The following is a 21,815-nucleotide window of genomic DNA, read 5'->3' as shown; positions in this document are numbered from 1 at the left end:
CACACGTCGCGCCCAATGAGCCCGTCCTCAGACCGCCAGATGTTTCCCTCCCGCGTGAAGGCCGTTCTCGGCCCCACGAATACCGGCAAGACACATCTGGCCATCACACGCCTGCTGGCCCATTCCAGCGGCATCATCGGCTTCCCGCTGCGCCTGCTGGCCCGCGAGAACTACGACCGCATGGTGGCCGCCAAGGGGGAGCGGAACGTCGCCCTCATCACCGGGGAGGAGAAGATCATCCCCCCGGGGGCGAAGTGGTTCGCCTGCACGGTGGAGGCCATGCCGCTCGACCGTCAGGCCGAGTTCGTGGCGGTTGACGAGATCCAGCTCTGCGCCGATGCCGACCGCGGGCACGTGTTCACGGACCGGCTGCTGAACGCGCGCGGGCTGGTCGAGACGATGTTCCTGGGCGCCGAGACCATCCGCCCCCTCCTCCAGCGGCTGGTGCCCCAGGCCGAGATCGAGAGCCGCCCGCGCCTCTCCCAGCTCACCTATGCCGGCCCGGCCAAGCTCACCCGCCTGCCGTCGCGCAGCGCCGTCGTCGCCTTCTCGGCGGGGGAGGTCTACGCGATCGCGGAGGCCATCCGGCGGCGTCGTGGCGGCTGCGCGGTGGTGATGGGGCGCCTCTCCCCCCGCACCCGCAACGCCCAGGTGGCGCTTTACCAAAATCGTGAGGTGGACTTCCTCGTCGCGACGGACGCGATCGGCATGGGGCTGAACATGGACGTGGACCATGTCGCCTTCGCCAACCTCCAGAAGTTCGACGGCCACCGCCCCCGCCTTCTGCACCCACAGGAGGCCGCACAGATCGCCGGCCGGGCCGGGCGCGGGATGCGCGACGGCACCTTCGGCGTCACTGCCGACTGCCCGCCGCTCTCGGACGAGATGGTCTACAAGATCGAGGGCCACCACTTCGAGCCGCTGACGACACTTGCCTGGCGCAACAGCGACCTCGATCTGGCGAGCATTGACGGGCTGCTGAACAGCCTTTCCCAGCCGCCACCCTTCCAGGGCCTCGCGCGCGGGAACGACGCGACCGACTACGTGACCCTCGAGGCCCTCTCGCGCGAGGCGGATGTGCGGCGGCTGGCGGATTCCCGCGCCCGCGTGCGCCTCCTCTGGGAGGCCTGCCAGATCCCGGACTTCCGCAAGCTGGCGGACGAGAGCCACACCCGCTTCTGCGCCCGGGTCTTCGGGCACCTGGCGCAGGAGGGCACGCTGCCCAGCGATTGGGTGGCATCGCAGATTAACTATCTCGACAACACCGAGGGCGACCTCGATACGCTGATGGCCCGGCTCTCGGGTATCCGGATCTGGACCTATGTCGCCGCACGTGCCGACTGGCTGAAGGACGCAACCGCCATGCAGGAGGCCGCACGCGCCGCCGAGGACCACGTCTCCGACGCGCTGCACGAACGCCTGACCGCCCGTTTCGTGGACCGCCGGGCGGCCCACCTCATCCGCAAGCTCGACGAGGGGGAGGACGACCTTCTCTCCGCCGTCGCGCGCAACGGGGACGTGGTGGTGGAAGGCCATCCCGTCGGGCAGGTGAAGGGCTTCGTCTTCGAGACCTCGGCCGACGCCGAGGACGAGGAGGAGCGCAAGGTGATGCTCCGCGCCGCTCGCCGCGCGCTACGCGAGGAGATGCCGCGCCGCGTCGCCGCCCTGGAGACCGCGCCGGACGATGCCTTCGCCCTGACGAAGTTCCAGCGCATCACCTGGAAGGCCGAGGGCGCGGACGAGCCGGCGGAGGTCGCCAAGCTCAAGCCCGGCACCTCCCCCGAGAAGCCGGTCATCGAGCCGATCGACTCCGAGTTCATCGACAGCGCCCAGCGCGACCGTATCCGCGCGAAGCTCGCCACCTGGTTCGACGCCCTGGTGGCCCGCGACTTCGCCCCGCTGATCGAGGCCGAAGGCAAGGCCGCCGAGGACGCGGAGCTGCGCGGCCATCTGTTCCGCCTGCGCGAATACCTCGGCCTGCTCCCCGGCGGCACGGAGCGCGAGATCACGCCGGAGCTGCGCGGCAAGCTGAAGGCGATCGGCGTTCGCGCCGGCCGCTTCGCCCTCTACATCCCGGAAATGCTGAAGCCGCGCCCGATGGCGCTGCGCGCCCAGCTCTGGGCGCTGCAGGCGAACTCCGCCGTTCCTTCCCTGCCCGGCGGCGGCCTTGTCTCCATCGTGCCACCGCGCGACTGGCCGCGCGGCTTCGCGGCCACCATGGGTTGGGTCCAGGCCGGACCTGCCCTGGTGCGGCTGGACGTCGCCGAGCGGATCGCAGGGGAGCTGGGCCACCTGACCCGCCGCTCCCCGGCCGCCCTGCCGATGGACGTGGCCAGCCGGCTCGGCGCTAAAGCCGACACGCTGCCGGCCGTGCTGAACGCCCTCGGATTCCGCCTGATCGCACCGGAGCCGCTGGAGGAGGGTGCCCACGGACCGCCCGCGCCGCAGCTCGTGGCCGCCCGGCGCGAGGACGGCCACCGCCATCGCGGCCCGCGCCGCGAGGGGCAGCCGGCGGAGGGACGGCAGCGCGACGGTGAGCGTCGCGGCCGCGGGCGCGACCGGCAGAACCGCGACGGCGCCCAGGCCGCTCCGGCGGAGGGCACGCCACTTCCCGAGGGTGCGGAGACCGCGCCCACCGAAGGCGCCCCCCAGGCCGAGGGGACTCCGGCCGCCCGCGAGGCGCGCCCGCCGCGCCGCGACAACCGGCACGGCAACCGCCAGAGCGGCGAGCGCAATGCGGAAGGTGGCCAGCAAGGCCGGCCCGCCGGCGACCGCGGCAACCGCCAGGACCGTGGCCCCCGCCCGAGCGGGGACGGACCGCCGCGTGGGCCGCGCCCCGAGGGGCAGCGCTTCGATGGGCCTCGCGGCGACCGGGGCCCCCGCCGCGACCGCCGCGACGACGGCCCGCCGCAGCCCCGCCCCGTTTTCGAGGCGCGGCGCGACAAGGCAGCCGACCCGGACAGCCCCTTCGCCGTGCTCGCGCGGTTGAAGCTCGGAAAGACCTGACGCGGCGGCATGGCGGAGACCGAGGACCGGGACTGGCAGCGCCTGGACAAGTGGCTCTGGTGCGCGCGCCTGATTAAGACCCGGTCCGCCTGCGCCGCCTTCGTCGAGCGCGGGGGGGTGCGCCTGAACCGCCAGCCCGTGGACAAGCCGCACGCGCGGCTCCGCCCGGGGGACGTGCTGACTCTTGCCCTGGGCGGGGCGGAGCGCGGTGTGGTGAAGGTCTGGCGCGTGCAGGCACTGGCCGAGCGGCGCGGCCCGCCGGCCGAGGCGCGGCTGCTCTACGAGGAGCTTCCGGCCGGTTGAGTGAGCCTCCCACGCGCGCTGTTCGCCCGCTGCGGTCCTGCCTGTCGATTCCCGCGCTTGCATGCCGGGCCTGCCCGGTCCATCTCCGCCCCGTCGGGGCCGCCCACCGTTCCGTGGGCCGTATAAGGGGCTGACTGTGACCTACGTCGTCACCGAGAACTGTATCCGCTGCAAGTACATGGATTGCGTCGAGGTCTGTCCGGTGGACTGCTTCTACGTTGGCGCGAATATGCTCGTTATCCATCCCGACGAGTGCATCGACTGCGGCGTCTGCGAGCCGGAATGCCCGGCCGAGGCGATCTTCCCGGACAGCGACGAGCGCGCGACCGATTGGGCGGAACTGAACCGCACCTATTCCGCGCAGTGGCCAAACATCTCCCGCAAGGGCGAGCCGCCGGAAGACGCGAAAGAGTGGGACGGCAAGCCCGACAAGGCGAAGCTGTTCGACGCCTCGCCCGGCCAGGGCTGAGCCGCCCGGCCGCAGGGCCGCGCCTGTCCGCAAGGGGAAAACCCGCGCGCTTCCACCGCGTTGCGCCGTGATGATCCCCTGCCGCGTGACCGGGCCAGCGATTCGTGATACCGTCTGCTGCGGAACGGTTCAGCCATCCGGGCGGCCGGGTCGATGCACGAAGGTTGTAGCGACGGGGCTCACCCTGGCGAGGCCGGGGGCGCTTGCCCTGACCGGCGCGGCACCCGGCAAGGCAGGCCCCTCGTCCTCCTTCCGGTTTCCGTCGTCGGCCGATGCGTCGGCCTTGGGGCGGTCCTGGCAGGGCAGGCGGCGAGAGAGATTGCGGAGAGCATGATGAAGGCACCCGCCGGGAGCAAGTCCCCGAGCAATACGAGCCCGGACACGGCCGCCGCGCCGGCGGCCCAGGCCGTGGCGAGCGAGCGCAAGACGGAGGCGGCGCCGGCCACGGCGTTGAAGAAGGCCGCGACCACGGCGCCCAGCCCGGCGCCGAAGCCGAAGGCTGCCGCGGCGCGCACGGACGTCGCGGCCAAGACCGAATCCTCGGCCCGCGCGAAGGTCACGGAGGCTCCGGGCATGGCCGAGACGCAGGCCGCCGCCCCCGAGCCCCCGCCGGTTGCCGCAGAGCCCGTGATCCAGGCGCCGATGCGCCCGGCGCCGCCGCCAAAGCCGCTGGGAAATGCCGGAAAGGATTTCCGCGCGGGCGACTTCGTCGTCTACCCCACTCATGGCGTTGGCCAGGTGCAGGGGATCGAGGACGTGCCGATCGCCGGCCAGACCCTCAAGGTGATCACGGTCACCTTCGAGGAGAACCGGATGACCCTGAAGGTCCCGATGGCCAAGGCCGCCTCCTCTGGCCTGCGCAAGCTCGCGTCCGAGAAGGTCATGGGCGAGGCGATGGAGACGTTGCGCGGCCGCGCACGGATCAAGCGCACCATGTGGTCCCGTCGCGCCCAGGAATACGAGCAGAAGATCAACTCGGGCGATCCGATCGCCATCGCCGAGGTGGTGCGCGACCTGCACCGCAACGCCGGCCAGCCCGACCAGTCCTTCTCCGAGCGGCAGATCTATGAGCTGGCGCTGGAGCGGCTGGCAGCCGAGGTCGGTGCGTTGGACCGTACGGACAAGACGGCGGCGACGCAGAAGCTGCTGGACTACCTGAAGACGAGCGAGAAGGGCGAGAAGGCGGAAAAGTAGGACGCCATCGAGTGGGCCCGGCTGCCTTACACGGCCGCCGGGCGCTCAGCCTTCCAGCGGCGGACTGCCGTCGAAGAGCCGGTCCACCAGTCCGCGGCACCAGGCGGGATCCGTGAGGTCCAGCCCGAAGATGATCCGGTACATAATAGGGGCCACCACGTGGTCCACCACCTCCTCCAGGGGCAGCGGTGGCTCTCCCCGGGCCATGGCGCGGTCGGAAATGACGCGCAACTGGTCGATCGTATAGCTGCAGCACCGCCCTGTGAATTCCGGCTCCGCGCTGCCGTTGAGAACGTCGTGGATCAGGGCGCGGCCGGGCCCCGAGGACATCTCGTCGGCATATTGCTCCACCCAGGCCTGAAGGGCTTCCCGCAGCGTCGGGGCATCGGCAGGCTCGGCCACAGGCCGCAGATGACGGGCCGCCACATCGGCCAGCAGGGCAGGAAGGCCGCCCCAGCGGCGATAGATCGTGGACGGCGTGACACCGGCTCGCGCGGCGATGGCCGGCACCGTCAGCGCCGCGCGGCCGAGCTCTGAAATCAGCGCCTCTGTCGCTTCATGCACGGCGGCCTGGATACGCGCGCTGCGCCCGCCGGTGCGGACCTGCCTGATGACCGTTTCCGACATTCTTTCCAACTCGTGCTCAGCTCCAGTTAAAGCAAAGGAGTTGCGTTAATTCAAAAAACCGGCCTACCTCCCTCTTAGCGCAAATACGTGGCGTTAAGGAGATCTTCTCGTGTCCACCTGCGTCTCCCCCGACCGGCTGCCAAGCCGAACCCGCGGCTTCTCCATGGTCAGCTTCGGAGGGGTCGCGACCGGTGCTTTGCTGGCAGGATCGGCAGAGCCAACCGCGCTCTTCCGGCTCTACTCGGACGGCCTCCACCTCACCGCGCCGGGCCTCACCCTCGTCTTCGCAGCCTATGCGGGCAGCCTTCTGCTTGCGCTGCTGACCCTTGGCTCGCTTTCCGACCACGTGGGGCGGCGCCCCATGATCTCGGCGGGCATGCTGGTTAGCATCCTTGCCATGCTCGTCTTCATCACCGCGGATTCGCTTGCTGCGCTCGTCGCGGCGCGCCTGATCCAGGGGCTCGCCACGGGGGCGGCCCTGTCGGCGCTCGGTGCGGCGATGCTGGACGTGGACCGCGCGCGGGGGGCGCTCGTCAGCAGCATTGCGCCCTTCCTCGGCATGGCCGTGGGTCTGATCGCGGCCGCGGTGCTGGTCAACCACGCGCCTCATCCGGCGGCGCTCATCTATGCCGTCACGGCGGCGCTCTTCCTGCTCCTCGCGGTTGGGGTCTGGTTCCTGCCGGAAACGGCGGCGCGCCACCCGGGTGCCTGGGGCGCGCTGCGGCCGCGCGTGCATGTGCCGCGTCAGGCCCGGGCCATGCTCCTACTTATCACGCCGGTGAACACTGCCGCCTGGGCGCTGGGCGGCTTCTATCTCTCACTCATGCCGGGCCTGCTGCGGGCCAGTGTCGGGGCGCTGCCGCCAGTGGCCACCGCGGCGGTGATTGCCATCCTGCCGCTGGCAGGATCCCTCAGCCTGGGCGTGCTGCGCAACCTTCCGCCTGCGCGGTGCATCGCCACGGGCGCGCTGGGCCTGGCGCTGGGCATCGGCCTCACCTTGATGGGCGTCTACGCGACGAATGCTGCGCTCCTGATCGGCGGCACGCTGGTCGCCGGACTTGCCTTCGGCGCCGCCTTCTCCGGCGCGGTGCGCGGCGTCTTCCCCTTGGCGGGCGCGGCCGAGCGGGCCGGGCTGATGGCCGCCTACTATGTCGAGAGCTACCTCGCCTTCAGCCTTCCGACCGTCCTGGCGGGCATGGCCGTTCCGGTCTTCGGGCTGCACGCGACCGCCATCGTTTATGGGGCGGTGCTGATGCTGCTGGCGCTCGCCTCGGCCACGGCAGCGCTTCGCCTGCGCGGGCCGGCCGCCTGAGCGGCGTGCATGAAAAACCCCGGGGATCGCTCCCCGGGGTTCCGTTCCGCGTCGCGGTCCGGCCGATCAGTCGGACGAGTTGCGCACGCCCATGAACTGCAGCAGCAGCTGGAAGAGGTTCACGAAGTTGAGGTAGAGGCCCAGCGCGTCCATCACGGAGCGCTTGCCCGCCTCGTCGGAACCCTCAGCGTAGCTGTACTCGATGTAGTCGTTCTTGATCCGCTGCGTGTCGTAGGCGGTGAGGCCCGTGAAGATCACCACGCCGAGGACCGAGATCGCGAACTGCAGCGCCGAGCTGCCGACGAAGGCGTTGACCAGGCCGGCGATGAGGATGCCGATCAGGCCCATCATCAGGAAGCCGCCCATCCGCGTCAGGTCAGCCTTCGTGACGTAGCCGTAGATGCTGACGGCCGCGAACATGCCGGCGGTGACGAAGAAGGTGCTCGCGATGGACGCGCCGACATAGACGACGAAGATGTTCGCCATGCTGGCGCCCATCGCCACACAGAAGGCCCAGAACAGCGCCTGCGTCGTGCCCTTGGACAGGCGGTTGATGCCGAAGGACAGCACCATCACGAAGGCTAGCGGCGCGAAGATCGCGACGAAGCCGAGGATGGTGGGCTGGGTGGCCAGGCCGCGCGGCGTCCGCACCACGTTGAAGAACAGCTCGGCAAGGCCGGTGTTCGCGATCACGTAGGCGGTGATGGCCGTCAGCGCGAGGCCGGAAGCCATCCAGTTGTAGACGCGCAGCATGTAGGCGCGCAGCCCGGCATCCAGTGTGGCGGCATCGGTAGCGGCGCGACCCAGCGGCTGGTTCCAGACGGACGGGCCGTTCTGGAGACGGTTGTCGGGACCGAAGGCCATGAGGTTCACAACTCCTTCCGGGGAGGGCACCCGCCCACCCCTGACTGGGGGATATATGGACTTCCTGTAATGCGGATCAAGCGGCAATCCACATGTAAGGCCACCGAAAGGTCCGTGCCCCGGGGAGGCGGCCTGAGGCTACTCACGATGACCTGCCCCTAGTGCAGGGTTCGTCCCGGTGCTGAGCCTCGGCATTCGCGCGCTTGCCCCTGGCCGGACCGCTTTCTGCACTGCTGGGTGTTGGAACACATGGGGTAGCGCACGGTCTGGCCCACCACCCCTCGACAGGCGAACACGGCGTAGCCGCCTTCGCCACCTGCTGGGCCGGACAAAGTCCTGCCAAATTTTCGCGGACGGGCAGGGAATCGGCACCGGACTCATTTCGGTGCTGTTCTCGCGCGTTATAGTAATCGCTCGAACGATCATCCCTACGAAGCGGAGATGTCATGGCCGGGACGCCTCGTGGATGTTCAGGATGTCGGCTGGGCCAACTTGGCTTCCCCTTCACCATGGCGTTCCAACCCGTGGTGGACCTGCAGGAGGGCCGCATCGATACGCATGAGGCCCTGGTGCGCGGCCCGAACGGGGAGAGCGCCGCCTCGATCCTCGGACAGGTCACCGAGGACAACCTCTACGCCTTTGACCAGGCATGCCGCGTCAGGGCGATCGAGATGGCGGCGCAACTCCGCCTGGAGGGTGATCTCAACATCAACTTCATGCCCCGGGCGGTCTACGAGCCGCGCGCCTGCATCCGCATGACGCTGGACGCTGCCTTCCGCACCGGCTTCCCGACGAACCGGCTGACCTTCGAGTTCACCGAGAACGAGCATATCGCGGAGGAGGCGCATATCCTCTCGATCATGCAGGAGTACCGGCGGCACGGGTTCCGCGTCGCGCTCGACGATTTCGGAACCGGCTACTCCGGGCTTTCGCGGCTTGCCAACCTTCGGCCGGACATCATCAAGCTCGACCGCGCACTGGTGGCGGATTGCGACCGGGATGGGGTGCGCCTTGAGATCCTCCGCTCGATGGTCGCCATGGGGAGCGGCATCGGGGTGAAGGTCGTCGCGGAGGGAGTCGAGCGCCTGGAGGAGGTCGAGGCGCTACGCTCGGTCGGTGTTCGCTTCATGCAGGGATATTTCTTAGCCCGCCCTATTTTCGAGGGCATTGCCACTACCGCCGACATTAACTGGCCGGCGGCCACTTCGAGTGGGGCAGCGTCGGAACACCCTACTCATTCCGGAGCAACGGCGCCGGTTTAGCCCGCAGCGCCAGCGCAGTGCCCGCATAGCCCATCGCGAGGGTGAGGGCGACGCAGAGGACGATCGTCACGGAGAGCGTGCCGGGCAGGAAGGTCCAGTCCGTCCGCATGACGAAGCGCGTGACACCCCAGGAGGCGAGCGTGCCCACGGCGGCGGCCACGAGCCCCGCCACGAGCCCGAGCAGCCCGAACTCCACCAGCCAGGCCCGCCGGATCTGGGCGCGGGAGGCACCGAGGGTCTTCAGCACCACCGCGTCCCGGATCCGCCGCCGCTGCCCCGCCGCGACCGCCCCGGCCAGGACCAGCAGGCCTGAGACAAGGGTGAGCGCCGCCGTGGAGGAGAGCGCCGTGCCGAGGCGGCCCAGCAGGACCGCGAGGGCGTCCAGGGCATCCCGCACGCGAATGCCGGTGACGTTGGGCAGCGCGTCCGTCACCGCTCGCAACAGCCTCGCATCCTCGGCGGGGCTGCCGCGGACGGTCGCGATGTGGGTATGGGGCGCCGCCTCCAGCAGGCCGGGCGAGGCGACCATCGCGAAGTTCAGCCCAAGACCGCGCCACTCGATGTCCCGGGTGGAGACGACGCGCAGGTCGATGTCGCGCCCGAGCACGTTGACCATGATGGTGGAACCCGGCCCCGCGTTCCAGCCGCGAGCTAGGTTGTCGTCGAGCGAGACGAGCGGCTCACCACGGTAGTCCGGCGCCCACCACCTCCCCTGCACGATGCGGGTGCCCTCCGGTGGCGTCGCGGCATAGGTGAGGCCGCGATCGCCGCGCAGCGCCCAACGGGTCTCCTCCGTTGCCTGGACCTGGTCGGCCGGCACGCCGTTCACCTTTGCGATCCGGGCGCGCAGCGAGGGCACGCGGCGCACCTCGGTCACGCCCGGCACGGCCCCCGCCACGCGGTCGAACTCAGCGACCTGATCGGACTGGATGTCGATGAAATAGAAGGAGGGCGCGGCGTCCGGCAGGCTCTCGCTGATCTGCTGGCGGATATTGCCCTGGATGAGGGCGATGGCCGCGAGGGTGGAAAGGCCGATGCCGAGCGAGACGAGCATCAGCGCCGTGGGCGCCCCCGGGCGGTGCAGATTTGCCAGGCCGAGCCGGACAGAGGGGCGCCGCCGTACCGGCAGCCGCCGCGCCACGGCCTGGAGACCGACGGCGGCCAAGCGGAAGAGGCCGAGCGTGGCAAGCGCCGCGATGCAGAACCACAGCGCGAAGAGGGGGCGCTCCGCCGTCCCCACCACGAGCGCGACGAGGGCGGCCACCGCGGCCCCATTGGCGATGACGAGTCCCAGGCGCGGCCGCCGCGCGTCGGGCAGCAGGTTGTCACGGAACAGGGCAGCACCGGGAATGTCCCGCGCCCGTCCGAGCGGCCAGAGGGCGAAGGAGAGGGCCGTGAGAAGGCCGTAGGCGGCGGCGAGCGCCAGGGGCAGCGGATAGAAGCCGAGCCGCGGCGGCACCGGCAGCATGCCGGCGAGCGCGACCGCGGCGAGGCCGGTGAGCGCGTAGCCTGCCACCAGCCCGATCACGGTGCCCAGGAGCGCGAGGCCCGCCACCTGGATGAGGTAGGTCGCGAAGATCGCCCCCGCCGGCGCCCCGAGGCAGCGGAGCGTCGCGATGGTACGGGCCCGCTGCTCCAGCCAGGAGCGAACGCCAGTCGCGACCCCGATGCCGCCGACGAGCAGAGCGGTGAGCCCCGCGAGCACGAGGAAGGAGGCCGCCTGGTCGAGAAAGCGGTTCACGCCCGGCTGTCCCTGGGAGGCGTCGCGCACACGCCAGCCGCCATCGGCGAAGGGTTGAGCGCGCAGGGCATCGGCGAAGGCGCGGGAATTGGTGCCCGGTGGCAGGGCGGCGCGCAGCTCGTAGGTCACGAGGCTGCCGGGCTGCACCAACCCCGCCGCCTCGAGCGCCGGGAGGGGGATGATGGCGCGCGGACCGAGAATGGCGGCGCCGGCGGCCTTATCGGGCTCGGAGACGAGGGCGCCGCGATAGGCGAAGCGGGCGTCGCCGATCCGCACGGTGTCGCCGGGCGCGAGGTTCAGCCGCTGCGCGACCAGCGGGTCGAGCACGACGGGCGGCAGGCCGCCCACACCGGCGGAGAGCGGGCCGGGCGGGTCGATCGCCAGTTCGCCGTAGAGGGGATAGGCGTTGTCCCCCGCCTTCAGCTCCACCAGCGTCCGCTCGCCCGAGGACGCGACGACCATGGATCGGGTGAGGACGAGCTGGGAGACCCGCCCGCCGCGGCCCTCGATCCAGGCGCGGGCCTCCGGCGGGAAAGGTCGCGAATTGGCGGCAAGCACGTCACCGCCCATTAGCTGGGCGCCGTCGGCCTCCAGTCCCGCCTGGACGGCGGCGCGGAGCGTGCCCACCGCGGCGATGGCCGCGACACCCAGCGCGAGGCAGGCGAGGACGATCCGCAGCCCGCGCACGCCGCCGCGCAGCTCCCGGCGCGCGAGGCGCCAGCCTATCCGCCAGTTGTTCACGCGGTGGCGTCCGCTTCAAGGCCCGTGTCGGAGACGATCCGGCCGTCCTCCACCCGAATTTGCCGCTCGCAGCGCGCGGCCAGGGCGGGGTCGTGGGTGATGAGGAGAAGGGTGGTCCGGAACCGCTCCCTGAGGCCGAAGAGGAGGTCCATGACCTTCTCCCCCGTCGCACGGTCGAGGTTGCCGGTGGGTTCGTCGGCCAGCAGCAGGGCGGGCTCGGCCACGAAGGCGCGGGCGAGGGCCACGCGCTGCTGCTCGCCGCCCGAGAGCTGGCCGGGGTAGTGGCCGATGCGGTGCCCGAGGCCGACCGACTTCAGCGCCTCCTCCGCGCGGTCGAAGGCATCGGGGCGACCGGCGAATTCGAGGGGGATGGCCACGTTTTCCAGCGCCGTCATGGTCGGGACGAGGTGGAAGGCCTGGAAGACGATGCCGAGGCTGTCGCGCCGGAAGCGGGCCAGCTCGTCCTCGTCCAGGGCGGCCAGATCCTCTCCGGCCACGCGCAGGGTGCCGCCACTGGGGCGCTCCAGCCCGGCCAGCAGCATCATGAGGGAGGTCTTGCCCGAACCCGAGGGACCGACGATCCCGACGGCCTCGCCGGGGGAGACGAGCAGATCGACGCCCCGGAGGATGTTGACCTCACCCCCTGCCCCCACCACCCTGAAGGCCAGGGAGCGCGCGTCGATCAGGGGCGCGCTCGCCATTGCCTCTGTGGCAGCCCCCTTCGGGGCGGTCGAGCTCTGGGTCAGGGAATCCGGCATGGACGCGAAGTTGGGGCGCCGGGGGCTCATCACTAGGGGCGCCGGAGGTTTCGTTCTGTGTCTGACCGGAAAGACCCTTGCCCAGGAGCCGCGCCCGCTGCGCCTCCTCATGCTCGGCGACAGCATCACCGCCGCCTATGGCCTCTCCCGGGGGGAAGGGCTGCCAGCCCGGCTGGAGGCGGCGCTGCGCGGCAAGGGGCGGCCGGTCACGGTGATCGATGCCGGGGTGTCCGGCGACACGACGGCAGGCGGCCGCGCCCGGCTGGATTGGTCGCTCGCGGAGAAGCCGGATGCCGTAATCGTCGCATTGGGCGGCAATGACGGGCTGCGAGCGATCGAGCCGCGGACGAGCCGGGCGAACCTCGCGGCCATCCTCGACACGCTGAAGGCCCGCGGCATCCCTACCATGCTGGCCGGCATGTACGCGCCGCCGAACCTCGGTGCCGATTACGGCCGGGAGTTCGCGGGCGTGTACGAAGCGCTGGCCAGGGAGCACCCGGAGGCCGTGTTCTATCCCTTCCTGCTCGAGGGCGTGGCCGGCGATTCCGCGCTGAACCAGCCTGACGGCATCCACCCTAACCCCCGGGGCGTTGATGAAATGGTCCGCCGGTTGCTCCCGGCGGTCGAGACGCTCCTCGAGAAGGTGAGGCCCGCCTGAGCTGCCATGGTTCGTCTCTTCGTCGCGCTCGCCCTGCCGGAGTCGCTGCGCACGCAGCTCTCGATGCTCGCGGGCGGTATCCAGGGCGCCCGCTGGGTGCCCCCCGAAAACTACCACCTGACACTGCGCTTCATTGGCGAGGTCGAGAACTGGCGCGCGGACGAGGTGGACGAGGCACTCTCGGCCATCCGGTGCAAGCCCTTCGACCTGTCGCTCCGCGGCGTCGGTACCTTTGAAAAGGCCGGGAAGATCGGGGCGCTCTGGATCGGGGTGGAGAAGAACGACGGGCTGACGCACCTGCAGGCGAAGATCGAGACCGCCCTGCAGCGTGTGGGGCTGGAGCCGGAGCGGCGGCGCTTCGCGCCCCATGTGACGCTGGCCCGCACCGACCGGGCCCCGCCTGACAAGCTCGTCGCCTGGGTGCAGGCCCATAACCTGTTCCGCGCGCCGCCGGAGACGATGGAGCACTTTACCCTCTTCTCCTCCCGCCTGGGGAAGGAGAGCCCCGTCTATGTGCCGGAAGTCGAGTACGAGCTTGCCTGACCGGACGGGGATGACGATCTGTGGGGGAGCATGCCAGCCCCCAAGATCGTCATCCTGACCGGCGCCGGGATCTCCCGCGAATCAGGCCTGCACACCTTCCGCGACGCCGACGGCATCTGGGCCCGCTACCGGATCGAGGACGTGGCGACGCCCGAGGCTTTCGCCCGTAACCCCGCCCTGGTGCAGGGCTTCTACAACGCCCGCCGCGCCGCCCTGCGCGACCCCGAAATCCGCCCGAACGCCGCGCACGAAGCCTTGGCCGAACTGGATTGGCGCTGGCCGGGCGAGTTGCTGCTGGTGACTCAGAACGTGGACAACCTGCATGACCGCGCGGGCTCCCGCCGGCTGATCCATATGCACGGGGAGTTGGCGAAGGCCCGCTGCCTGCGCTGCGGCACGGTCGGTCCGTGGGAGGGCGACCTCCTCCCCGAGACTCCCTGCCCCGCCTGCGGCGAGGCCGGCGGCCTGCGCCCCCATGTCGTCTGGTTCGGCGAGATGCCGCTGGAGATGGAGCGGATCGAGGCCGCGCTCGATGCCTGCGACCTCTTCGTCTCCATCGGCACCAGCGGCGCCGTCTATCCCGCCGCGGGCTTCGTGCGGGAGGTCCGCCACCGCGCCGATACGCTGGAGCTGAACCTCGAGCCGAGCGAGGGCAGCCACCTCTTCGACGAGGCCCGGCACGGGCCCGCCACGCAACTCGTTCCCGCCTTCGTGCAGGAGGTATTGGCCAAGTGGGGGTGATCCCCGCGCGCGATCCCGGCCTGGCTCCTGGTGCGACGATGGAGGAGGCGGCCACGGCGGCCAGCGCCTGCACCCTCTGCGCGCCCCATCTTCCGCTCGGCCCGCGCCCGATCCACCAGCTTCACGCGCGAGCGCGCATCCTCATCACCAGCCAGGCGCCCGGAACCAAGGCACATCTCTCCGGCATCCCCTTCGAGGACGCCTCGGGGGAGCGCCTGCGCGACTGGCTGGGGCTGGGCCGGGACATCTTCTACGACCCGACGAAGCTGGCCATCCTGCCGATGGGGCTCTGCTACCCCGGCCGCCTGCCGCGCGGCGGCGACTGCCCGCCCAGGCCGGAATGCGCGCCGCTCTGGCACCCGCGCGTCCTGCCGCGCTTCACCGACCTGCGATTGCGGCTGCTGGTCGGGTCCTATGCCGTGCGCTTCGTGCTCGGCACAAAGGTGCCCTTGTCCCAGCGGGTGGCGCGCTACGCGGAGGCGCTGCCCGCGCACTTCCCCCTGCCCCACCCCTCCTGGCGCACCCTCGTCTGGGCGAAGCGCAACCCGTGGTTCGACGCGGAGGTGATCCCGGCGCTCCGGCGGGAGGTAGAGCGGGCGCTGGCTGATTGATACCGGGACCAGCCTTGCACGCTGTGGCGGGTGCCTCGCCAACAAGGGCAGCGCCTTCCGGCACCGGCAGAGAAGGCGCCCTTCACGAAAGCGGCGTCTGGGCGGAAAGTATGGCACTGCCAGGATACCACCGCATGTCCCTCTCCGGCCTGCTCGTCTTTGCCGCCACCTACCTCATGGCCACTGCCTCACCCGGCCCCGGAATCGCGGCGCTTGTTGCACGCGTGCTGGCACGCGGAACGGCGGGCGTGCCCTGGTTCATCGCGGGCTTCGTGACCGGTGACCTCGCCTGGCTCTGCATCGCGACGGCCGGACTTACGGTACTCGCCCAAAGTTTTGCGGCGCTGTTCCTGGTCATCAAGTACGCGGGCGCGGCCTATCTGCTTTTCCTGGCCTTCCGGCTCTGGACGGCGCCCGCTTCAGCCGGCGGGCTGGAGCGGCCGGGCCGGCCCGAGACGGGGCCGCGCCTCTACCTCGCAGGGCTTTCGGTCACGCTCGGGAACCCCAAGGTGATCGCCTTCTTCTTTGCCCTGCTGCCGACGGTGGTGCATCTGGAGACGCTCAGCCTCGCCGGGTTCCTGGAGATCGCCGGGCTGAGCATCGTGATCCTGTCCAGCGTACTCGCCGCCTACGCGCTTGCGGCCTCCCGCGCGCGGCGGCTCTTCACCTCGCCCCGGTCAGTGCGGGCGCTGAACCGCGGGACGGGGGCGGTGATGGCGGGCGCCGCGGTGGCCGTGGCAACCCGCTGATCGGTCATCCCGCCCTGGCGGAGAGGTCCGCCATGATTGCCGGCACCTCCGCCAGCAGCTCGCGGGCGAGAAAGCCGAGAGGACCCCTCCGTCGCGCAAGGCGATGACCGGCCTCCGCATGCATCCAGACCGCCCAGGCGGTCGCCTGCACCGGATCGGTGCCGCGAGCGAGCAGGCCTGCCACGATCCCGGCCAGCGTGTCCCCCGAGCCGGAAGTGGCGAGGCCGACCATGCCGTGGTCGCAGGACAGGGCCTGCCCGTCAGGCGCGACCACCCAGGTATGCGAGCCCTTCATCGCGACCACGGCGCCGAGTGCTTCCGCCGCGCGACGGGCGGCCGCCAGCGGATCGGCCGAAACCTCCTCCTTCGGGATGCCCAGGATGCTCGCCATCTCGCCGGCATGAGGGGTGACGACCGTCCGGCCCGCATGGCGCCGGAGCGGCTCAGGGTGCGATGCGAGTTCGTTCAGCGCACCGGCGTCCAGCACGATGCCCACACCGGGCTCCAGGCCGCCGAGCAGCGCGCCGACCAGTGCCTCCGCTCCTGCGCCCATCATGCCCGGCCCAAGAAGCAACGCGGTGCAGCGGTTCAACCGGGACAGCAGCGCCCGGGCGGCGCCGGGGGCGATAAGCCCTTCCTCCGTCTCGTCGAGGGCGACGACCAGGGCCTCCGGCACCGCCAGCGCGAGGTGGAAGGCGGCGGAGCGGACGGTGGCAAGGCGCAGCTTGCCGGCGCCGGCGCGGAGCGCGGCCTCTCCGGCAAGAAGGACCGCGCCGGGCACCTCGGAACAGCCGCCGACCACCTGCACGGTGCCGCGCTGGGACTTGTCGTCGTCGGCGGCCGGGATGGGCAGCGGATGGGCGCGCAACCAGGAGGGATCAATCGCGGTCATGCGGGAGGTCTCATGGCCGGGACGATCCTCAAGGGGCGACCTCCTTCGCGTCGGGCTCGGCAGTTACCGGCGTGCCCTCGCGCTCCAGCGGCGCCACGAAGTTGTAGCGGGCCAGCCGCAGCGCCCCCCTGGAGCCGGTGCCGGCATCGAAACGGTACTCGGTGATCCCGCAATTCGGCACGTCGCCCTCGCGATCCACGGCGAGGATCGCCTCCTCCGTCATGTTCTCGAGCAGGTAGCGCATGCAGAGCACGACCACCTGGTGGCCCACCACGATCACCCGCTGTCCGGCATGATGCAGGCTGATGGTGTCCAGAGCCGAGCGCAGGCGCAGGATCACGTCGCACCAGGATTCGCCTCCCGGCGGACGGTGGTAGAACTTGCCAAGCAGCCGGCGGAACTCCGCCTGATCCGGATACACGTCGCGGATGCCGCGGGTGGTCAGCCCGTCCAGCACGCCGAACTCCTTCTCCCGCAGGCGCTCGTCGATGACGAAGTCTTCGGGCGCCACGGGCAGGCCGCCAGCGTCGTGGATCAGCGCCGCCGTCTGCCGTGCCCGCCGGTAGGGGGAGCAGAGCACCACCTCGGGCCGCTCATCCTCCGCCATCCGGCCGAACCAGCGGCCGAGGGAGCGCGACTGCTCCTCCCCCAGCGGGCTGAGCGGCACGTCCACGTCCCGCCCGGCCACCGCGATCCGCGCGGCGCCGGAGCGGTGTGCCTCGTCGCGCGCGACGTTGCCCGCGCTCTCGCCGTGGCGGACGATCCATAGCGTGTTCGGCCATCGCTGGGACGGTTGCGGCATGGGGGCGGGTTCTCCTCCCGTGCCCAACGCCTCGCCGCCGGGCGGGTTGAGGGAGGCCGGGACAAGGCCGCCCCCTCCCCGCCCGCGGCGTGCAGCCCCTAGAACCGGGCGGTCAGCGCTGCCCGGACGCTGAAGGGCGCGCCCGGCGTGATGTTGTTGTTGCTGTGGGCAACCGGGTAGTAGCGGGTGCCCAGCAGGTTCTCCGCGTTCACCTGGGCGCCCCAGCGCTCGTTAATCTTCCAGAAGACAGCGGCATCCACCCGCGCGAAGCCGGGGATGCGGACCGCGTTGTCGGTGGCCGCGAAATAGGCGGACTGCGCGATCACGCCGAGCCCTGCGCCCCAGTTCTCCGTGAAGTCGTAGCGATTCCAGAGGGAGGCGGTGTGACGGGCCAGGTAGGGCACGCTGTTGCCCTTGCGGATGGTCGCGGACTGGTCGCTGCTGATCTCCCCTTCCGTATAGGCATAGCCTCCGATGACGCTCCAGGCGTTGGTCACGCGGCCGCGGGCGCCGATCTCCAAGCCCTGTGCCCGTGTCCCATCCACGAGAATAAGGCGGCTGATGTCGTTTGGGTCAGTTACGGCGACATTATTACGCTCAAGCCGGAAAAGGGCAGCGTTGAGGCTGACACTCTGCGCGAGGTCCCATTTGGCGCCGATCTCGTAGTTCGTGAAGGATTCCGGCCGGAGGTTGGCATTGGTCAGGCTCAGCGAGGCCAGCTGCTCACCCGCGCGCGGCAGGTAGGAGGTGCTGTAGCTGGCATAGAGCGAGACCGGCTCGATCGGCTTGTACACCAGACCGATGCGCGGCGAGACCTTGTTGTCGGTAGCGTTGAACTGGGCGCCGGTGCGATTATTGGTGAAGTCGACGTCGAAGTTCTCGTAGCGCAGCCCGGCGATGAGCTGGACCTGCGGCAGGAGTTGGATCTGATCCTGCACATAGACGGCCGCCGAGGTCGCCACGCCGTGGTTATTCGCGTCGGTCGCGCTCTGCCGGAACTGGACGGGCGTGCTGACGCGCGTCGCACTCAGCGGCGTCGTGAAGGCCGTAGCATTCGGGCCGACGGCCGTGAAGTAGCCGGTGTTGCGGAAGTTGTCGGACACCTGGCGCTGGTACTCGAAGCCGGCGAGGAAGGTGTGCCGGATCGGTCCGGTGTCGAGCGCGAACTGGACGTCCGTCTGGTTGATGATGTTGTCGCGCTGAGTGGCGTTGTTGTAGGCCGCGAGTTGCACCGCCGTGCCCGCGGCGTTCACGGCGCCGGAGAAGACGTTCTGGTAGAACTTGTCGTAGGTGGCGTAGCGGAAGAGGTTGCGCAGGACCACGCCGTTGTCGAAGCGGTGCTCGCCCGTGACGTTCACCGCGTTCAGGTTGACGTGGTTCACGCTGAGGTTGGGGTCGCCCACGAAGGTGGAGACGCCAAGCCTCACGGGCTTTCCGTTGAAGGAGGGAATGCCGCGGTCAGTGTTCCGCTCGTCGCGGAAGTTCTCGTAGCTGATGCGCAGCGTGGTGCTGTCACCGATGCGGAAGGCGACGTTGGGGTTGATGCCGTAGCGGCGGATGCTGACGCCGTCGCGGTAGGTGTCCGTGTCCTCGTACATGCCGAGGATGCGGAAGGCGACGCTCTCGTTAATGGCCTGCCCGAGGTCGATCGTGCCGCGGTAGTTGTTGTAGGAGCCGGTCTGGAGGCGGACCTCGCGGATCGTCTCCCAGTCCGGCTGCTTGGTCACGCGGTTCACCACGCCGCCGCCGCCGCCGCGGCCGAAGATCATGGCGCTCGGCCCGAGGAGCACCTCGACACGGTCGATGTTGTAGAGGTCGCGGTAGTACTCGACGTCGTCGCGCAGCCCGTCCACAAAGAGGTTGGCGGTGCTGGAATATCCGCGCAGCACGGGCGTGTCGCGGTTGCCCTCGCCCTGGGCGAAGCCGGCGCCCGGCACGAAGCGGAGCGCGTCCTGCAGGTTCTGCAACGAGAGGTCGCGTATCGCCTCCTGGGTCACGACACTCACGCTCTGCGGCACGTCGCGCAGTGGCGTGTCGGTGCGGGTGGCCGTGCGGCTGCGGGTCGCCTGGTAGCCGTTCGTGCTGGCGGGCGCCGCGCGCACGTCCACCGTGGGCACGGCGACGACGCCGTCCGACGACGGCTCGGGCGCTGCGGTCTGGGCGAGGGCGAAGGGCACGGCCCCCGATCCCAGCGCGGTTGCCGCCAGGAGAAGGGCGGCGCGCCCGGCCCAGGTTGAGGAAGGCTGGTGGGTGGGGGCGGGCCTCGGTCGGCGGGGCATGGCGGTCGTTGTCTCCGGCGAAGCGTAATGCGACTTACTTGCAATCGCGCGTTACCAGCCGTGACGACGGGTCGCAAGCCCGGTCGGGGCCGCTCAGTACCGAAGGAGGGAATGCGAAGGGGACTGCCTGCCGCGATGCGCGGGCCTGACGCCAGAGAAGGGGCCGCTACCCCTCCCCCTCCAGCCGGGCGATTCCTTCCTCGGAGTAGCCGAAATGATGGGCGATCTCGTGGATGAGCACGTTGCGGACGAGGCGGAACAGGTCCTCGCCGCTCTCCACCCACTCCACCAGGATCGGCTCGCGATAGAGCAGGACCAGGTCGGGGCCGGAGGGCGGGTCGAGCACGGACTTCTCCGTCAGCGGGGTGCCGCGGTACAGGCCAGTCAACTCCCAGGGGTGCTCGAGTCCGAGCGCCTCCAGCGTCTCGTCGTCGGGCAGTTCCTCCACGAGGATGGCGGTGCCGCGCACGGCTTCGCGCAGGGCCTCGGGAATGGCGGCGAGGGCGGCCTCGGCCAGGGCGGCGAGATCCTCGGCTGTGGGCGGGGCACCCCACTTCATCCCGGTGTTCGGCATGGGTGAAGGGGGCCATAAGAGGGGCCGAGGTCAAGCAGGAAGAGCGCGATGGTCGAACCCCTTCCCTCCGCACGTCGCCAGGCCGTGCCCGGCCTGCTGCCGGCGTGGTCCATGGCCGAGGGGCGCGACGCGCTGCACCGCCGCTTCCTCTTCCGGGATTTCTCCGAGGCCTTCGCCTTCATGGCCCGCGTCGCGCTTCTCGCCGAGAAGCACGACCACCACCCCGAATGGTCGAATGTCTGGAACCGGGTGGAGATCACCCTCACCACGCACGACGCGGGCGGCCTCAGCGAGCGGGACCTCGCCATGGCGGCGGCGATCGACGCGCTGCTGGGCTGACGCCTCTAGCCAAACAGGAAGTCCGCGGCCACGAGCGCGGAGAGGGACGTGCCCACGAGGGTGACGCCATCCGTCGCGGAAGCGCGGATCTGCACGTCGGCGCCGACCTGCTGGCTGGCCGCCATCACCGCTTCGAAGCTGGCGAAGCTGCCGGGCAGGAAGCGGACGACGTCGCTGTCCCCCGGCAGCCGGGCGAACTCATAAATCACGTCGGTTGCGCCCGCGGCGCCGGCCGGGCCGTGCACGAAGACATCGTTGCCGGCCCCGCCCACCAGGATGTTGGTTCCCTCGCCGCCGATCAGCGTGTCATCGCCGCCATCGCCGCGCAGGTGGTCGTCACCGGCCTCGCCGAGGAACGTGTCGTTGCCGTCCCCGCCGAAGGCGAGGTCGTTGCCTGCCTCACCCACGAGGATGTCATCCCCCGCGTCACCCGACAGGACATCGTCACCGCCGCCGCCGCGGAGATGGTCCGCATCCGCCTGGCCGTAGAGCGTATCGGCGCCGTTCTCGCCGAAGAGGAGGTCGCTGCCGTCCTCGCCCACCAGCACGTCGTTCCCGGCCCCGCCAACGAGGACGTCCTCGCCACCACCGCCGAAGATCAGGTCCGCGCCCCCTTCGCCGTAGAGGGTGTCGCCGCCCGCCTCGCCGAGGATCAGGTCGTCGCCGAACCAGCCGAGGACGATGTCATTCCCGTCGCCGCCCGCCACGGTATCGTTGCCGTCCCCGGCATTGATCAGGTCGTCCCCGCCCACACCATAGAGCGTATCGCCCCCCGGACCGCCCGCCAGTACCTCCGCGCCGCCCGTCCCGACGAGGACCTGAGGTGCGACATGCGCGGAGGCCGCGGTGCCGGTATCCTCAAGCACGCCGAGGGCCAGGGGCTGCGGCGGTCCGCCCGGTGCCGTGCCGATGCTGACATAGTAGCGGCCGGAGACGGGCGCGACGAAGTGCAGGAGGGTGTCGAGGCCGTAGCCGGTCGCGTGCGTGCCGGAGGACGCGGCCAGCAGGTTGCCCACGGAATCCTCGATGCTGAGCGTCGGCGCCGTGTCCGTGCCGGAGAAGAACCGGTAGGCGTAGATGTCGTAGGTCGCGCCCTCCGTCAGGTTGAGGGTGAAGTGATTGGCCGAGGGCACGGCGTAGCCGTCGGCGGCGTAGGCGGCCGCCTTGTCCCAGTTGTTCAGGCCCGGGATGGGGCTGACATAGGAGACGAAGCGCAGCGCCTCCGCTCCGGCCATCTGGCTGTCCGAGATATACGCCGTGCCCATCTGCCCCCATCCTCCCCGGTGCTGATCGCCCGATTACACAAATTCGTGATCTTCCGGAAGCGCGATTGTCGTTCCCTGCCCGCGA

General features: G+C 70.4%; 21 protein-coding genes. 12 read left to right on the top strand and 9 right to left on the bottom strand.

Annotated features, from left to right (window positions below; genetic code table 11):
* Positions 1–15 precede the first annotated feature (15 nt).
* From BO39_RS17140 to BO39_RS17125, 4 genes are all read left to right on the top strand, one after another.
* Complete coding sequence (locus tag BO39_RS17140; protein WP_245615226.1) at positions 16–3,006, top strand: helicase-related protein; 2,991 nt, start codon at positions 16–18, stop codon at positions 3,004–3,006.
* A 9-nt stretch (positions 3,007–3,015) separates the two neighbouring features.
* A complete protein-coding gene (locus BO39_RS17135; RefSeq protein WP_043835575.1) occupies positions 3,016–3,309 on the top strand; it encodes an RNA-binding S4 domain-containing protein in 294 nt (97 codons plus the stop codon).
* 136 nt (positions 3,310–3,445) lie between these two features.
* Positions 3,446–3,778, top strand: a complete 333-nt coding sequence (gene fdxA, locus BO39_RS17130) for a ferredoxin FdxA (protein WP_043835573.1) — start codon at positions 3,446–3,448, stop codon at positions 3,776–3,778.
* 330 nt (positions 3,779–4,108) lie between these two features.
* On the top strand, positions 4,109–4,972 hold the full coding sequence (locus tag BO39_RS17125) for a CarD family transcriptional regulator (protein WP_245615225.1): 864 nt from the start codon (positions 4,109–4,111) through the stop codon (positions 4,970–4,972).
* 45 nt (positions 4,973–5,017) lie between these two features.
* On the opposite strand, the gene BO39_RS17120 is transcribed toward BO39_RS17125, so the two are convergent.
* The gene (locus tag BO39_RS17120) at positions 5,018–5,599 is read right to left on the bottom strand and encodes a TetR/AcrR family transcriptional regulator (RefSeq protein ID WP_043835570.1); all 582 of its coding nucleotides are present in this window, start codon (positions 5,597–5,599) and stop codon (positions 5,018–5,020) included.
* 109 nt (positions 5,600–5,708) lie between these two features.
* Between BO39_RS17120 and BO39_RS17115 the strand changes: the two genes are divergently transcribed.
* Positions 5,709–6,911, top strand: a complete 1,203-nt coding sequence (locus tag BO39_RS17115; RefSeq protein ID WP_211257473.1) for an MFS transporter — start codon at positions 5,709–5,711, stop codon at positions 6,909–6,911.
* Between the two features lie 66 nt (positions 6,912–6,977).
* On the opposite strand, the gene BO39_RS17110 is transcribed toward BO39_RS17115, so the two are convergent.
* On the bottom strand, positions 6,978–7,775 hold the full coding sequence (locus tag BO39_RS17110; protein ID WP_043835568.1) for a Bax inhibitor-1/YccA family protein: 798 nt from the start codon (positions 7,773–7,775) through the stop codon (positions 6,978–6,980).
* A 509-nt stretch (positions 7,776–8,284) separates the two neighbouring features.
* On the opposite strand from BO39_RS17110, the gene BO39_RS17105 reads away from it, so the two are divergent.
* The gene (locus BO39_RS17105) at positions 8,285–9,037 is read left to right on the top strand and encodes an EAL domain-containing protein (protein ID WP_342666328.1); all 753 of its coding nucleotides are present in this window, start codon (positions 8,285–8,287) and stop codon (positions 9,035–9,037) included.
* Here the strand turns inward: BO39_RS17105 and BO39_RS17100 are convergent.
* On the bottom strand, positions 9,006–11,519 hold the full coding sequence (locus BO39_RS17100) for an ABC transporter permease (protein WP_043835565.1): 2,514 nt from the start codon (positions 11,517–11,519) through the stop codon (positions 9,006–9,008). The genes BO39_RS17105 and BO39_RS17100 overlap by 32 nt on opposite strands.
* Positions 11,516–12,220, bottom strand: a complete 705-nt coding sequence (locus tag BO39_RS17095) for an ABC transporter ATP-binding protein (RefSeq protein ID WP_043835691.1) — start codon at positions 12,218–12,220, stop codon at positions 11,516–11,518. Before BO39_RS17095 ends, BO39_RS17100 begins: the two co-directional genes overlap by 4 nt.
* 55 nt (positions 12,221–12,275) lie before the next feature.
* Here BO39_RS17095 and BO39_RS17090 point away from each other — a divergent pair, with 55 nt between their 5' ends.
* From BO39_RS17090 to BO39_RS17070, 5 genes are all read left to right on the top strand, one after another.
* A complete protein-coding gene (locus tag BO39_RS17090; RefSeq protein ID WP_084698211.1) occupies positions 12,276–12,935 on the top strand; it encodes a GDSL-type esterase/lipase family protein in 660 nt (219 codons plus the stop codon).
* Positions 12,936–12,941: 6 nt separating this feature from the next.
* Positions 12,942–13,478, top strand: coding sequence for an RNA 2',3'-cyclic phosphodiesterase (gene thpR, locus BO39_RS17085; RefSeq protein ID WP_043835562.1), 537 nt, complete (start codon positions 12,942–12,944; stop codon positions 13,476–13,478).
* Between the two features lie 30 nt (positions 13,479–13,508).
* A complete protein-coding gene (gene cobB / locus BO39_RS17080; protein ID WP_156963727.1) occupies positions 13,509–14,219 on the top strand; it encodes a Sir2 family NAD+-dependent deacetylase in 711 nt (236 codons plus the stop codon).
* 38 nt (positions 14,220–14,257) lie between these two features.
* Positions 14,258–14,830, top strand: coding sequence for a uracil-DNA glycosylase family protein (locus BO39_RS17075; RefSeq protein WP_043835686.1), 573 nt, complete (start codon positions 14,258–14,260; stop codon positions 14,828–14,830).
* A gap of 134 nt (positions 14,831–14,964) precedes the next feature.
* Positions 14,965–15,579: a LysE family translocator gene (locus BO39_RS17070; protein ID WP_043835557.1), complete on the top strand. Its 615-nt coding sequence runs from the start codon at positions 14,965–14,967 to the stop codon at positions 15,577–15,579.
* A 4-nt stretch (positions 15,580–15,583) separates the two neighbouring features.
* Here BO39_RS17070 and BO39_RS17065 read toward each other — a convergent pair whose 3' ends face one another.
* The 4 genes from BO39_RS17065 to BO39_RS17050 form a co-directional block, all read right to left on the bottom strand.
* Positions 15,584–16,471, bottom strand: a complete 888-nt coding sequence (locus tag BO39_RS17065) for an NAD(P)H-hydrate dehydratase (protein ID WP_043835555.1) — start codon at positions 16,469–16,471, stop codon at positions 15,584–15,586.
* A 28-nt stretch (positions 16,472–16,499) separates the two neighbouring features.
* Entirely contained in the window at positions 16,500–17,273 is a 774-nt protein-coding gene (locus tag BO39_RS17060; protein WP_043835553.1) for a histidine phosphatase family protein, read from the bottom strand.
* 98 nt (positions 17,274–17,371) lie between these two features.
* Positions 17,372–19,552 (bottom strand): TonB-dependent receptor, encoded by a 2,181-nt coding sequence (locus BO39_RS17055; protein WP_084698196.1) that lies wholly within the window; start codon positions 19,550–19,552, stop codon positions 17,372–17,374.
* Positions 19,553–19,718: 166 nt separating this feature from the next.
* On the bottom strand, positions 19,719–20,111 hold the full coding sequence (locus BO39_RS17050) for a metallopeptidase family protein (protein WP_043835684.1): 393 nt from the start codon (positions 20,109–20,111) through the stop codon (positions 19,719–19,721).
* A 63-nt stretch (positions 20,112–20,174) separates the two neighbouring features.
* On the opposite strand from BO39_RS17050, the gene BO39_RS17045 reads away from it, so the two are divergent.
* On the top strand, positions 20,175–20,465 hold the full coding sequence (locus BO39_RS17045) for a 4a-hydroxytetrahydrobiopterin dehydratase (protein WP_043835549.1): 291 nt from the start codon (positions 20,175–20,177) through the stop codon (positions 20,463–20,465).
* A 5-nt stretch (positions 20,466–20,470) separates the two neighbouring features.
* Here the strand turns inward: BO39_RS17045 and BO39_RS30085 are convergent, their stop codons facing one another.
* Positions 20,471–21,730 carry a calcium-binding protein gene (locus BO39_RS30085; protein WP_052402224.1) on the bottom strand — a complete coding sequence of 420 codons (1,260 nt, stop codon included), beginning with the start codon at positions 21,728–21,730 and terminating at the stop codon, positions 20,471–20,473.
* Between the last annotated feature and the right edge of the window lie 85 nt (positions 21,731–21,815).

It is taken from the genome of Roseomonas aerilata DSM 19363 (genome assembly GCF_000711725.1).
In the GTDB taxonomy this organism is placed as follows: domain Bacteria; phylum Pseudomonadota; class Alphaproteobacteria; order Acetobacterales; family Acetobacteraceae; genus Roseomonas; species Roseomonas aerilata.
Note: the sequence above shows the minus strand (reverse complement) of the source record. Positions and strands in the feature narration are given on the sequence as shown.